This is a genomic window from Kitasatospora sp. NPDC059795, from assembly GCF_042732175.1.
Lineage (GTDB): Bacteria > Actinomycetota > Actinomycetes > Streptomycetales > Streptomycetaceae > Kitasatospora.
Genome location: NZ_JBHWID010000022.1, coordinates 56927 through 69801 on the forward strand (window position 1 = coordinate 56927; position 12875 = coordinate 69801).

General features: G+C 73.9%; 9 protein-coding genes, 1 tRNA gene and 1 pseudogene. 6 read left to right on the forward strand and 5 right to left on the reverse strand.

The genetic code is table 11. The annotated features are described in order from the left end of the window. Positions 1-9: 9 nt before the first annotated feature. Together ACFV4P_RS31990 and ACFV4P_RS31995 are read right to left on the reverse strand one after the other, a co-directional pair. On the reverse strand, positions 10-1368 hold the full coding sequence (locus ACFV4P_RS31990; protein WP_073815142.1) for a Cys-Gln thioester bond-forming surface protein: 1359 nt from the start codon (positions 1366-1368) through the stop codon (positions 10-12). A gap of 316 nt (positions 1369-1684) precedes the next feature. After that, positions 1685-2362 (reverse strand): single-stranded DNA-binding protein, encoded by a 678-nt coding sequence (locus tag ACFV4P_RS31995; protein WP_380477013.1) that lies wholly within the window; start codon positions 2360-2362, stop codon positions 1685-1687. 609 nt (positions 2363-2971) lie between these two features. Between ACFV4P_RS31995 and ACFV4P_RS32000 the strand changes: the two genes are divergently transcribed. Beyond that, positions 2972-3044: transfer RNA gene (locus ACFV4P_RS32000), tRNA-Arg, on the forward strand. Between the two features lie 156 nt (positions 3045-3200). On the opposite strand, the gene ACFV4P_RS32005 is transcribed toward ACFV4P_RS32000, so the two are convergent. Then, on the reverse strand, positions 3201-3833 hold the full coding sequence (locus tag ACFV4P_RS32005; protein ID WP_380477015.1) for a TetR/AcrR family transcriptional regulator: 633 nt from the start codon (positions 3831-3833) through the stop codon (positions 3201-3203). 60 nt (positions 3834-3893) lie between these two features. Here ACFV4P_RS32005 and ACFV4P_RS32010 point away from each other — a divergent pair, with 60 nt between their 5' ends. Together ACFV4P_RS32010 and ACFV4P_RS32015 are read left to right on the forward strand one after the other, a co-directional pair. Continuing rightward, a complete protein-coding gene (locus ACFV4P_RS32010) occupies positions 3894-4451 on the forward strand; it encodes a GNAT family N-acetyltransferase (protein ID WP_380477017.1) in 558 nt (185 codons plus the stop codon). A gap of 79 nt (positions 4452-4530) precedes the next feature. Beyond that, positions 4531-5355 (forward strand): enoyl-CoA hydratase/isomerase family protein, encoded by an 825-nt coding sequence (locus tag ACFV4P_RS32015; RefSeq protein WP_380477018.1) that lies wholly within the window; start codon positions 4531-4533, stop codon positions 5353-5355. An 80-nt stretch (positions 5356-5435) separates the two neighbouring features. Here ACFV4P_RS32015 and ACFV4P_RS32020 read toward each other — a convergent pair whose 3' ends face one another. Further along, entirely contained in the window at positions 5436-6653 is a 1218-nt protein-coding gene (locus ACFV4P_RS32020; RefSeq protein WP_380477019.1) for an acyl-CoA dehydrogenase family protein, read from the reverse strand. A gap of 143 nt (positions 6654-6796) precedes the next feature. Here ACFV4P_RS32020 and ACFV4P_RS32025 point away from each other — a divergent pair. Continuing rightward, positions 6797-7372 (forward strand): annotated as a pseudogene (locus ACFV4P_RS32025) (TetR family transcriptional regulator); the annotation flags it as partial. Between the two features lie 234 nt (positions 7373-7606). Then, positions 7607-8797 carry a glycoside hydrolase family 5 protein gene (locus ACFV4P_RS32030; RefSeq protein WP_380477020.1) on the forward strand — a complete coding sequence of 397 codons (1191 nt, stop codon included), beginning with the start codon at positions 7607-7609 and terminating at the stop codon, positions 8795-8797. A gap of 176 nt (positions 8798-8973) precedes the next feature. On the opposite strand, the gene ACFV4P_RS32035 is transcribed toward ACFV4P_RS32030, so the two are convergent. Further along, positions 8974-10998: a M3 family metallopeptidase gene (locus ACFV4P_RS32035; RefSeq protein ID WP_380477021.1), complete on the reverse strand. Its 2025-nt coding sequence runs from the start codon at positions 10996-10998 to the stop codon at positions 8974-8976. Between the two features lie 176 nt (positions 10999-11174). Here ACFV4P_RS32035 and ACFV4P_RS32040 point away from each other — a divergent pair, with 176 nt between their 5' ends. After that, positions 11175-12863: a bifunctional 3'-5' exonuclease/DNA polymerase gene (locus tag ACFV4P_RS32040; RefSeq protein WP_380477022.1), complete on the forward strand. Its 1689-nt coding sequence runs from the start codon at positions 11175-11177 to the stop codon at positions 12861-12863. Positions 12864-12875 lie beyond the last annotated feature (12 nt).

The window sequence follows — 12875 nt, forward strand, 5'->3', positions numbered from 1 at the left end:
GCGTACGGGTCAGGCGCGGCTGTGGCGGCCGCGGCGGCGCAGGCCGTAGACCGCGGCGCCACCGGCGACGACCAGGACGCCGGCGATCGCGGCGGTGACGCCGGTGCCCATGCCGCCACCGGTGGTGGCCAGCTCAGGGCCGGACGAGCTGGGCGCCGGGGTGGACGGCGGCACGGTGTTGCTGTCGGTCTTGCAGTTCAGCACGCCGCTGAAGGTCTGCGAGAAGCCGGCCGGGCCGGTGACGGTGAAGTTGTAGGCGGTGTCCTCGGCGACCGGCAGGACGACGTCCTGGGTGGCGCCGGGCTTCACGGTGACGTCCTTGCCGCCGACGGTGAACTTCCAGTCCTGGTCGCCCTTGTTGGAGACGGTGAGGACCAGCGCGCCCTGCGTGCAGTCGACCTTGCCGGTGACGGCCGGGATCGCGCCCGTGGGCGCCCAGGCCAGCGTGGCGAGGGCGTGGACCTTGACCTTGTTGGTGCCGGCCAGGATCAGCGTCTGGCTGTGCTTGCCGTTGTCGTCGCCGACGAACGCGCGGCCGAGCTTGATGGTGGCGCTGGCGTCCGCGGTGATGCCGGCGCTGCCGGCGTCCGCACCGGCGGGGACCTTCGCGAACAGCTGGTCGCCGTTCTTGGCGGTCTTCACGGGGGCGCCGTTCTTGTCGACCAGGGCGAGGCCGGCGTCGGTGCCCTTCTTGTCGAGCGCGACCGCGACGTCGGCGGCGCCGCCGCCGGTGTTGACGGTGATCGGGCCGAGCGTCTCACCGCTCTTGCCGCCGACCGCGCTCGGGTTGAGCGCCAGCGTGGGCTTGGGCTCCTCGGAGCCGCCCTTGGCCTCGGCCTGGGCGATCAGCCAGTCGATCAGCTTGGTGGTCTTCGGGAAGTCGCCGACCATCCGGACCGGAATGTTCGGGTCGGAGAAGTGCCAGATCGCGACCTGGGTGGCCGCACCGGCGTCGTTCTTGGTCAGCCCGTCGATCCCGGAGGACTTGGAGAGCGCGACCTCGTCGATGTTCGGGAAGGAGTTCTCGAGTATCCACTGGATCTTCGGACCGGCCTTGGCCTTGACCTTGGCCGGCTGGGAGAGCGAGGTGGAGGCCCAGTCGGTCTCGTGGTACGTCGCCGTGGTGAGCGTCGGGTTGAGCAGGTCGATGCAGTAGACGTCCAGCGCGGACTCGGTGCCGGTCACCTTGAGGGTGAACGGACCTGCGGTGACCGGCTCCCAGTGGCCCGGGCGGGTCTCGGACTCGATCCGCTCGCCGTACTTGACCCCGCCCTCCAGCTTTCCGGTCACGCCCGAAGGGGTGTCGGCCGCGGCGGCGGCGCCGGTGGCGAGCAGCCCTGATCCGACGACCAGGCCCGACGCGAGCATGACAGCGACGATGCGGGAGACAGCCCGCCTCTGCTTGTGGAACATGTGCGATCCCTCCGGGCGGCGACGTGCCGGTGGCAACCCGCCCCCTGCAAAGCGGCACCCCCTGTGGCACCGCTGCACGTGTGTGGACCAGACGCATCCTATTGACGGGACCCGAGCGCTCGGCGGCCGTAGCAAATCAGGACGATATCGTGGCTGTTTCGTTATCAAGGAGCGCACTGCCAGCGGGAGTTGATGAGTCGACATAAAGTCACGAGCCGCCGCCGCGGCAATCAGGATTGCACCGATCGGCGCCTCACGCGCCCAGAATCCGTCAGTTCAGAACCTCCTGCGTCACATCCGAACCTCCCGGCCCCGCAGCCCCGCCGAGGCCGCCGACCGGCCCGCCCGCGCCGCCGCGCGCCGCACCGCCGGCCGGGCCGCCGGCCGAACCGCCCGCCGGGCCCCCCGCCTCGGCCTCCCGGCGGGCCGCCACCGCCTGGACGATCCATTCCGGCACCGCCTCCTCCACCAGTCGCACCGCCCGCGACCCGCCCCGGGCCGGACCGGTCGGCCACTCCGCCCCCGAACTGCCCTGTGCCGCCCCCGAACCGCCCTGCGCCGCCGCCGCTTTGGCCTCCACCGCCCGGGGCTCCACCGCGCGCTTGAAAAGCGCGGTGCCGCGGGTGAGATCGTGACCCACCGCGCGGGCGTCGATCTCCACCTCGGTGCGCCGACTGTTCTCCTCTCCCCACTCGCGCACCCGCAGCCGCCCGCTCACCACCAGTGGGTCACCCTTGCCGACCGAGCCGACCAGATTGACCGCGAGCCGCCGCCAGGCCACCACCGTCACCCAGGTGGTCTCGCCGTCCGACCAGTCGCCGCGCTCCCGGTCGAAGCGCCGCTCGGTGGCGGCCAGCCGGAAGCTGGCGACGGCCACCCCGCCGGCCGTCTCCCGGTACGTCACATTCGAGGCCGCATAACCGACCATCGTCACCAGCGCGCCGTCCATTTCCCCGCCTCCGTTCTCCGGCCGCCGAACCGGCCGACCCGCAATTCGCCGACGGGATTTCCGCCGCGGACAGATCCTCTGCCGGTCGGCGAATTCGGACCAGTAACTTCCCTTCCCCTGTGGAAAACTCGGCCCTGTGGAAAACCCGGATACCTCGGACGAGTGAAATACTCGTGATTTCCTGTTCGGATTCGATCACTTGACGTGACGTACGCCGGAGGGCGTGTCCACGACAAAGCTCGGCGTGCACCCGCTGGACACCCGGACGCCACCGCCGAAACCCCGAACGAGTGGACGTCAAGTCGCCCCGTCCATGTCATCCACCTGAAGGAACCCCAAAACATGCCCCCACCCGCGGGCCGGTTCGAGGGATTGCCGCGCCGAATGCATAACGGGTGGGGAGACAGCCCCGTAACGACTGCACAACGTCCGGCTCCAGGACGCCGCAGGGCGCTGCGCACCGGGGCACTACCTGCGATTATCGGACCGCCCCGTGGAGGCCGACACGGTCTTCGAAGTCCAGGGGGCGGAACTGAACACCCGTATCCTGTCCCGGAACATCCCGTCCCGGTGCCAAGGCCCGGCAAGCGGGCCGACGTCACAACCCCGGCCCCCATAGCTCAGCGGATAGAGCACCCGCCTTCTAAGCGGTAGGTCGCAGGTTCGAATCCTGCTGGGGGCACCTCAGGCTCCGGCCCGGCGACCCGCCGCGGAGCACCGGCGGCCACGGCACACCGCCCCGACCGCCACCGTTCCCGACCACCGCCCGCCGCCCGCCGCCCACTGGCCGCCACCCCACCGGCCACCGTTCCCCCGGCCGCAGCCATCCCGATCGCCGTCAGCCCCGGTCCGGGCCCGGCCGCTCCCCCGTCACCAGCCCGGCCAGGAAGTCGTCCAGCAGGGCGCGTTGGCGCTCCGGCGGAAACTCGGCGGGCGCGAACAGCGCCTGCACCACCAGCCCGAGCCCGAAGGACTGGGCCAGCGCGGCGAGGTCCGCGGCCGGCCGGTCGGCGGGGAGTTCGCCCAGTTCCTGGGCCTCGGCGCAGAGTTCGGTCATCCGCCGCCGCGACCGGCGGTAGCGCTCGGCGTGCTCGGCGGTCAGCTCGGTGTCGGTGAGCGCGGCGTCCCAGGAGCCGACCCAGATCCGGTTGCAGGCGGTGCCCGCGCCGTCCAGCGGCAGGATGTCGAGCAGGGCGGCGCGCAGCACGGGCAGGCCGCGGGTGCCGGTGCTCTCCGCGGTGGCGGGGCGGGGGCGGTCGGCGGTCTGCCGGTCGAGGACGTCCAGTGCGTGGGCGACCAGGGCCCGCTTGTTGGGGAAGTAGTGGGTGAGCAGCCCGGTGGAGGCGCCGAGTTCGGCGGCCACGGCGCGCAGGGTGAGTCCGCCGAAGCCGCGGGCGGCGAGCACTCGCCAGACCGCCTCGGAGACGTCCCGGCGGCGTGCGTCGTGGTCTCCGCGGGCGGGTGGTGTCATGCGCGCTAGGGTACCTACCAAACGTTTGTTATGTATGTCGGAACGCCGGAGGGGCTGCCCATGTACACCGTCGCACTCACCCAGGACGCCGAGCTCCGCCCGCTGGAGCCGTGGCAGGCCGAGGAGTTCCTGGCGCACATGGAGCGCGCCCGGGCCACCGTCGACCCGTTCATCCCGTGGGCGGGCATCAGCACCGACCTGGCGTCGGCCCGCACCACCCTTCAGCGGTACGCCGACAAGCAGTGCAGCGACAGCGGCCGGATCTACGGGATCTGGCTCGACGGCACGCTGATCGGCGGAGTGATGTTCGTCCGGTTCGACACCCGGGACGGGGTGTGCGAGATCGGCGCGTGGACGGAGCCGGCCGGCCGCGGCCGCGGCCTGATCACCACCGCCGTCCGGCGCCTGCTGGACTACGCGTTCGTCGAGCGCGGCCTGCACCGCGCCGAGTGGTGGAACTCCACGGTGAACCCGGCCAGCCGCGCGGTCGCCCGGCGCGTGGGCATGACGCTGGACGGCACGATGCGCCAGACCTCCCTGCACCACGGCGAGCGGCTGGACCTGGAGGTCTGGTCGATGCTCGCCCCGGAGTGGCAGGAGCTGCGCGCCTCCGCTTGATCCGCGTCACATGGTGAACGGCCGCCGCGCTGTGGAAGGCTGACGACCCGTCCCCTCTCCCATCTCCCCGGAGGCCGTGATGTCCGCGAGCACCGTTCCGCTCGACCGCCCGGGCCCCGGGGACGCCGAGCTGCCGACCGGCGTGGACGGCCTGCGCTGTTGGGTGGGCGAGGACCGGGTGGCGACGGTGCTGCTGGACCGCCCCGAGCGCCGCAACGCGGTGACCGGCGCGATGTGGCGGGCGCTGCCGGGCCTGCTGGCCGAGCTCGGCGGGCGCTCCGACGTGCGGGCGCTGCTGCTGACGGGCGCGGAGGGCACCTTCTCGGCCGGCGCGGACATCGCCGAACTCGCCGACGTCTACGCCGATCCGGCCGCCGCGGACGCCTACCACGCGCTGAACGTGGCCGCCGAGGAGGCGCTGGCGGCGTTCCCCCGGCCGACCCTCGCGGTGATCCGGGGCGCCTGCGTGGGCGGCGGCTGCCAGCTGGCCGTCGCCTGCGACCTGCGCTTCGCCGCCGAGGACGCCCGCCTCGGCATCACCCCCGCCAAGCTCGGCGTGGTCTACCCGGCCGTCCCCACCCTCCGCCTGGCCGCCCTGGTCGGCCCGGCCCGCGCCAAGTACCTCCTCTTCTCCGGCGCCCTCGTCCCGGCCACCCGCGCCGAACGCTTCGGCCTCCTCGACGAGGTCCTCCCGCCCACCGAACTCGACGCCCGCGCAAGGGACTTCGCCCGCCTCCTCACCCACCGCTCCCCCCAGACCATCGGCGCCGTCAAGGCCGCCCTGTCCGCCACCCCGGAAACAGCGGCCGCCGCACTGGCCTCCTGGGAACGCGCCTCCCGCACCGCCCCGGACGTCCACGAGGGCCTGGCCGCATTCCTGGAACGCCGCGAGCCGAAGTTCTGAGCGCGAAACAGGGCCCGACGGCGGCGGCTGCACTGGTGGGGGGCCACCGCCGTCGGGCGGATCGGGGAACCGGCGGGGCGTCAGCGGATGGGCGCGCCCGAGATGGCGCGGGCGATGACCAGGCGCTGGATTTCGCTGGTGCCCTCGAAGACGGTGTAGATGGCGCTGTCGCGGTGCATGCGCTCGACGGGGTATTCGCGGGTGAAGCCGTTGCCGCCGAGGATCTGCATGGCCTGGGCGGTGACGAACTTGGCGGTCTCGCCGGCGTACAGCTTGGACATCGAGCCTTCGGCGCTGGTGAACGGCTGGTTGTTGACGGCCATCCAGGAGGCCCGCCAGACCAGCAGCCGGGCGGCGTCGATGCGGGTCTTCATGTCGGCGAGTTGGAAGGCGACGCCCTGGTTCTCGATGATCGGCTTGCCGAACTGGACGCGGGTCCTGGCGTAGTCGAGGGCGACCTCGTACGCGGCCCGGGCGATGCCGATGGCCTGCGCGCCGACAGCGGGGCGGGAGGCCTCGAAGGTGGCCATCGCGGCGTTCTTGCCGCCACCCTTGGCGCCTTCGCGGGCGCGGGCGAGGCGGGCGTCGAGCTTCTCCTTGCCGCCGAGCAGGCAGTGCCCGGGGATGCGGACGTCGTCCAGGACGACCTCGGCGGTGTGCGAGGCGCGGATGCCGTGCTTCTTGAACTTCTGGCCCTGGCTGAGGCCCTTGGTGCCGGGCGGGATCAGGAAGGACGCCTGGCCGCGCGCGCCGAGTTCGGGGTCGACGGTGGCGACCACCACGTGGACGTGCGCGATGCCGCCGTTGGTGGCCCAGGTCTTGGTGCCGTTGATCACCCACTCGTCCTTGGCCCGGTCGTAGACGGCGCGGGTGCGCAGCGCGGAGACGTCGGAGCCGGCGTCGGGCTCGGAGGAGCAGAACGCGGCGACCTTGACGTCGTCGGGGGTGCCGAACATCTGCGGCGCCCAGGTGCCGATCTGCTCGTCGGTGCCGTTGGCGAGCACCGCGACGGCGGCCAGGGTGGTGCCGGTGATGGCGAGGCCGATGCCGGCGTCGCCCCAGAACAGTTCCTCCATGGCGATCGGGATGCCGACGCCGGACGGGTCGAAGAACTGCTGGGCGTAGAAGTCGAGCGAGTAGATGCCGATCTTGGCGGCTTCCTGGATGATCGGCCAGGGGGTCTCCTCGCGCTCGTCCCACTCGGCGGCGGCCGGGCGGATGACGTCGGCGGCGAATCCGTGCAGCCAGTCACGGACGGCGATCTGGTCCGGCCCGGGGTCGAGCGAGAAGGTGGTCATGGTCGGCCTCCAGGAGACGGGAGTGCGGGCCGGAGCGTCCGCGCCACTGCGCTGTTACCTCCGGTAACATGGCGGCGAGTCTGCTACCGATAGGTAACCGGTGTCAACGCCCGTCCAGGTCCCACCCGCACGAGGAGCAGCGCATGACCACCGAACCCCGCCGCGAACAACTGCTCAACGCCGCCGACCGGGTCGTCCAGCGCGAGGGCCCGAGCGCCAGCATGAACGCGATCGCCGCCGAGGCGGGCATCACCAAGCCCATCCTGTACCGGCACTTCGGCGACCGGAACGGCCTGATCGGCGCATTGACGGCGCGTCACACGACCGGGCTGCTGGCCGCCGTCCGCGCCGCCCTGAACGAGCCACTGGAGCGCCGCGACCGGGTCGAACACGTGCTGGACGTCTACCTGGCCGCGATCGAGTCCCGCCCGCAGGTGTACCGGCTGCTCACCCACCCCGAGCCCGGCGACCCCACCGGCGCGGGCAACGCGCTGGCGCCCGCGCTGCGGCAGATCGCCGAGGAGATCACCCGCGCCATCCAGCAGCAGATCGACCTCGGCCAGGACGGGCCGCTGCTCTCCGAGACCTGGGGCCGCTCGATCACCGGCATGGTGCTGGCGGCCGGCGACTGGTGGCTGGAGACCCGCCCCTGCCCGCGCGCCCGCATGGTGCAGGCCCTCGCCGACCTGCTCTGGGGCCGGCTCTCCGCCGCCGCCGACCTGCCCCCGATGCTCGCCACCACCCCGGAGCCCCGACCCGAACCCCGGCCCGAGCCGCGCCCCGACCCCCGGACGGAGACCCGAACGGAAGCCCGGACGGAGACCCGGACGGAGGCCCGCCCCGAGGCCTGACCGCCCGTCAAACATGAGCATGTCTCACCTCTTGTGCGGCGGAGGCGGCTCCGGCAGGATCGGCGCACTCCCACCCTCCCCCACCCCGCCGCGAGGTGCCCTGTGCGCGTCCGCCGCTCCGCCGCCGCCCTGCTGCTCACCGTCGCCGCCGTCCTCGGCACCGTCTCGGCCGGCCCGCCCGCCGACCGCGAGCCCTTCGACGCCCGCAAGGTCTCCGCGACCACCCTCGCCGACGGCCGCACCGCCTTCACCGACCGGCACGGCCGCGTCCTCGACCTGCGCGGCTTCAACCTCGACAAGTACGACGAGACCACCGAGGCCGACGTGCGCGACCTCGCCTCGCACGGCTTCCGGCTGATCCGCGTCGCCGTCTCCTGGGCCCGCCTCGAACCCGCCCCCGGCCGCTACGACCGGGCCCAACTCGCCCGCCTGCACCGCATCCTGGACTGGGCCGAGAAGTACCGCCTGTACGCCGTAGTCGACTACCACCAGGACGTCTACGGCCAGTACTTCGGCGGCGGCGACGGCGGCGCACCCCGCTGGGCCACCCGCGACGACGGCCTGCCGTTCACGCCCGACCCGGACGACTGGTTCGCCGGCTACTTCCAGCCCTCGGTCCAGGCCGCCTTCCGCCACCTCTACGACGACCGCGACCTGCAGCGCGCCCAGGCCGACCTGTACACCACCGTCGCGCGCGAACTGCGCGGCCACCGCGCCCTGTTGGGCTACGACCTGTTCAACGAGCCGTTCGGCCCGGTGGACGGCGACCCCACCGACCCGGCGGTGCTCGCCGCCTCCGCCGCCGCCCTCGAACAGGGCCGGCTCCCCGCCATGTACCGCCGCCTGATCGACGCCGTCCGGCGGGTCGACCGCGACGCCTGGCTGTTCGTCGAGCCCACCGTCCTGGTCGGCCAGGGCGTCCCCACCCGGCTCCCCGGCTTCGCCGACCCCCGCCCGGGCGCCGACCGGATCGGCTACGCCCCGCACTTCTACGACACCGCCGTCGAGGCGGGCCGGGACTGGGACCCCGCCGGCGGCTTCGTCGACGCCTACACCGACGCGATCACCGCCTACCCGCGCGCCCACCGCCTCCCCGTCCTGGTCGGCGAATGGGGCCCGCCCAGCGCCGCCACCCCCGGCAACGCCGAACTGATCCGCCGCCAGGTCACCGCGATGAACGGCTTCGCCGCCGCCTGGACCATGTGGTACTGGTGCCGCGGGAACGGCGGCTACTGCGCCCTCACCCCGGACGGCCGTCCGGCCGTCGGCTACGGCCCGGTGTTCGCCCGGTAGCGGCAGAGGGCGGCCCGCCGCCCCGCCGGGGGGCGGGCCGCCCGCCCGCCGGGCGGCCGCCTCCGCCGGGGTGGCGGCCGGTGCGGGCCCGGGGCCGCCCCCCCCCCCGCCGGGGGCGCGGCCCCCCCTCTCGCGAGCCCGCCGTTACGCCAGCCCGCCCTCTCGCGAGCCCGCCGCTACGCCAGCCCGCGCCGGGCGAGCAGCGGCTCGATCGAGGGCTCCCGCCCCAGCACCGCCCGCACGCACTCCATCGCGTCCCGGCTCCCGCCCCGCGACAGCAGCTCGGCCCGGAACAGCTCGCCGCTGTCCCGCACCTCGCGCCCGTTGTCGGCGAACCAGTCCACCGTCTCGGCGTCCAGCACCTCGGACCAGATGTACGCGTAGTACCCGGCGCTGTACCCGTTCGAGAACACGTGGTTGAAGTACCCGGTCCGGTACCGCGGCGGCACCGTCGCCATCGCGACGCCCGCCTCGGCGAGGGCCTGCGCCTCGAACGCCTCCGCGTCCTCGACGCTCGCCCCGGCCGGCAGCGAGTGCCACGCCCAGTCGAGCAGCGCGGCGGACAGGTACTCGACCGTCCGGAAGCCCTGCCCGTAGTTCTCGGCGGCGAGCATCCGCTCCACCGTGTCGGCGGGAAGCGGTTCGCCGGTGACGTGGTGGCGGGCGTAGTTGGCCAGCACCTCGGGCCGGATCATCCACATCTCGTTGACCTGGGACGGGAATTCGACGAAGTCCCGGGGCACCTCGGTGCCGGCGAACATCGGGTACTGGACGTCCGAGAACAGGCCGTGCAGCGCGTGCCCGAACTCGTGGAACAGCGTCCGGACCTCGTCCCAGCTGAGCAGCGCCGGCTCCCCGGCGGGCGGGCGGGCGACGTTCAGGTTGTTGACGACCACCGGCTTGCGGCCCGACAGCCGGGACTGCGAGACCAGTTCGTTCATCCAGGCGCCGCCGCGCTTGGACTCGCGGGCGTAGAAGTCGCCGATGAACAGGCCCAGCGAGGACCCGTCGGCGTCCGTCACCTCGAACACCCGGGCGTCCGCGTGGTAGGCGGTCAGCTCGGGACGCTCGGTGAAGCTCAGCCCGTACGCCAGGCCGGCCGCGAAGAAGACGCCGTCCTGCAGCACCCGCTCCAGCTCGAAGTACGGGCGCAGCGCGGCGGTGTCCACGTCGTAGCGCTCGGCGCGGACCTTCTCCGCGTAGAACGCCCAGTCGTGCGCGGCGAGTTCGTCGACGCCGTCGGCGGCCGCGGCGGCCGCCAGCTCGGCGGCCTCGCGCTGCGCGATGGCGACGGCGGGCCCGACCAGCCGGCCGAGCATCGCGCCGACCGCCTCGACGGTGCCGGCGGTCTCGTCGGCGACCACGTACGCGGCGTGGCTGTCGTAGCCGAGCAGGGCGGCGCGTTCGGCGCGCAGCGCGGCCATCCGGGCGGCCAGCGGGCCGTTGGTGTCGAGGCCGCGGCGCAGCGAGGCGGTGAGCAGGCGCTCGCGCAGGGCGCGGTCGGTGAGCTCGGCGAGTTCGGTCTGGTTGGAGAAGTTCTTCAGGCTGAGCACCCAGCGGCCGTCGTGGCCGAGCGCGCGGGCGTTCTCGGCGGCGGCGGCGATCGCGGTGGCAGGCAGGCCGTCGAGGGCGTCGGCGCTGTCGACGACGACGGCGCCGGCCAGCGAGGCGTCGTGGGTGTTCTTGCGGAACGCGGCGGCGTCGGCGGCGAGTCGGGTGTTGATCTCGCGCAGCCGCTGCTGACCGACCTCGTCGAGGCGGGCGCCGGCCCGGACGAAGGCGGTGTGGCGGCGCTCCAGCAGGCGCAGCGACTCGGCGTCCAGGCCGAGTTCGTGGCGGTCGCGGTACAGCGCGTCGACGCGGGCGAACAGGGCCGCGTCGAGGTGGATGGCGTCGGAGTGCGCGGCCAGCAGCGGGCTGATCTCGGCGTCGAGGGCCTGGACGCCGGGCGTGGTGTCGGAGGAGTCCTGGTTCTCGAACACGACGCCGACCCGGCGCAGCACCGCACCGGAACGTTCCAGCGCGACAACGGTGTTGTCGAAGGTCGGCGGCTCCGGGTCGGCGACGATCGCGGCGATCTCGGCGAGCTGGTCGGCCATGCCTCGCTCGAACGCCGGACGGTAGTGCTCTTCCCGGATCTCGGCGAAGGGCGGAAGCTCGAACACCAGGGTGCTGGGCGAGAAGAAGGGATTGTCGCTCATGACCGCCGACCCTACGGGGCGCAACGCGTCGGCGGAACACCGAACCCCCCGCCCGGGGCCTGTCGTCGGCCCCGGCACGCCCCTCCGGGCGACTGTCGGCGGCACCGGCTAACGTCGACAGGTCCACCCGCCGCACACGAACCTGCTCGCAGGCAGCCCGAGAGGAGCCCCCGCCCGTGCGTTACGCCCTGGTGCCCGACCCGCACGGCCCCGGTGGGCGGCTGCGCCCGCTGGCCGAGGACGGCAGCCCGCTCGGCCCCGCCGAACAGGTGCCGCGGCTGGCCGAGGCGGTGGCCGCGGTGGAGGCCGAGCACGCGCCGCGCTGGGTGTGGCCGACGGCCGACACCGCGTACGGCCCGCTGCTGGCGGAGCTGCCGGAGCGAGTGGCGCGCTGCCACGACCTGCGGCTGACGGAGGCGCTGCTGCTGGGCCACGAGGGCCGGTTCGGCGCGCCGCGTTCGCTGGGCGCGGCCTGGGCGCGGCTGCGCGGGCTGCCGGTGCCGGCCGACCTGCCGGAGGGCGCACTGCCCGACGAGGACGGCCTGTTCGCCCCGGACCGGCTCCAACTGCCGCCCGGCGCCGACCCGTTGGAAGCCACGGTGGCCGTCCACGCGGAGCAGCTGCGGCGGCTCGCGGCGATCGCCGACCCGGCGGCCCGGCACCGGTTCCGGCTGCTGGTGGCGGCCGAGTCGGCGGGGGCGCTGCTGGCCTGCGAGATGGCGCACGACGGGCTGCCGTGGCGGGCCGACGTGCACGACGCGCTGCTGACGGAACTGCTCGGGCCGCGTCCGACCATTCCGGGCACGCTGCCGTCGAAGCTGTCCGATCTCGCCCTGGAGGTCCAGCAGGCGCTGGGCGCGCGGCCGTTCAACCTGGACTCGCACACCCAGGTGATCAAGGCGTTCGCGGATCGCGGCATCCAGCTGTCCTCGACCCGTTCCTGGGAGTTGAAGGCGGTCGACCATCCGGCGGCCGCCCTGATGATCCGCTACAAGGAGCTGTCGCGGCTGTTCGCCGCGCACGGCTGGGCCTGGCAGGCGGCGTGGGCGCGCGGCGGCCGGTTCCGCCCCGAGTACGTGGTGGGCGGCGTCGTCACCGGCCGCTGGGCGTCCCGGGGCGGCGGCGCGCTGCAGATCCCGCGCACCCTGCGCCGCGCGGTGGTCGCCGACCCGGGCTGGCTGCTGGTGGTCGCGGACGCCGCGCAGCTGGAGCCGCGGGTGCTGGCCGCGCTGTCGGGCGACCGCGGCCTGGCCCGCACCGCCGCCGGCGGCGACCTGTACGCGGCGCTCGCGGCGAGCGCCTTCCAGGGCGACCGGGAGAAGGCCAAGCTGGGCCTGCTGGGCGCGATGTACGGCCAGACCGGCGGCGGCATCGGCCCGCTGCTGAACACGCTGCGCCGCCGCTACCCGGACGCGATGGGCTACGTGGAGGCGGCGGCCCGCACCGGCGAGGACGGCGGCGTGGTCTCCTCCCGCCTGGGCCGGGTCTGCCCGCCGCCCTCGGCGGACTGGCTGGACCTCACCGAGGCCCCCGAGTCCGGCGAGGCGGGTGGCCGCTCGGCCCGCGCCCGCGGCCGCTTCACCCGCAACTTCGTCATCCAGGGCAGCGGCGCCGACTGGGCGCTGGCCCTGCTGGCCGCGCTGCGCCGCCGCCTGTCCGCCCTGCACTCCGGCCCGGACCGCCCGCACCTGGTGTTCTTCCAGCACGACGAGGTGGTCGTGCACACCCCCGCCGACCTGGCCGACACGGTCGCCGCCGAGGTCGCCGCAGCCGCCGACGAGGCCACCGCCCTGGTCTTCGGCGACACCCCGGTCCGCTTCCCCCTCACCACCGCCGTCGTCGACTGCTACGGCGACGCCAAATAACCACCCCCGGCC

Excerpts from the sequence above, each read along its gene's own strand:
- ACFV4P_RS31990 (WP_073815142.1), bottom strand. The coding sequence starts at position 1,368 with ATGCTCGCGTCGGGCCTGGTCGTCGGATCAGGGCTGCTCGCCACCGGC.
- ACFV4P_RS31995 (WP_380477013.1), bottom strand. The coding sequence starts at position 2,362 with ATGGACGGCGCGCTGGTGACGATGGTCGGTTATGCGGCCTCGAATGTG.
- ACFV4P_RS32005 (WP_380477015.1), bottom strand. The coding sequence starts at position 3,833 with ATGACACCACCCGCCCGCGGAGACCACGACGCACGCCGCCGGGACGTC.
- ACFV4P_RS32010 (WP_380477017.1), top strand. The coding sequence starts at position 3,894 with ATGTACACCGTCGCACTCACCCAGGACGCCGAGCTCCGCCCGCTGGAG.
- ACFV4P_RS32015 (WP_380477018.1), top strand. The coding sequence starts at position 4,531 with ATGTCCGCGAGCACCGTTCCGCTCGACCGCCCGGGCCCCGGGGACGCC.
- ACFV4P_RS32020 (WP_380477019.1), bottom strand. The coding sequence starts at position 6,653 with ATGACCACCTTCTCGCTCGACCCCGGGCCGGACCAGATCGCCGTCCGT.
- ACFV4P_RS32035 (WP_380477021.1), bottom strand. The coding sequence starts at position 10,998 with ATGAGCGACAATCCCTTCTTCTCGCCCAGCACCCTGGTGTTCGAGCTT.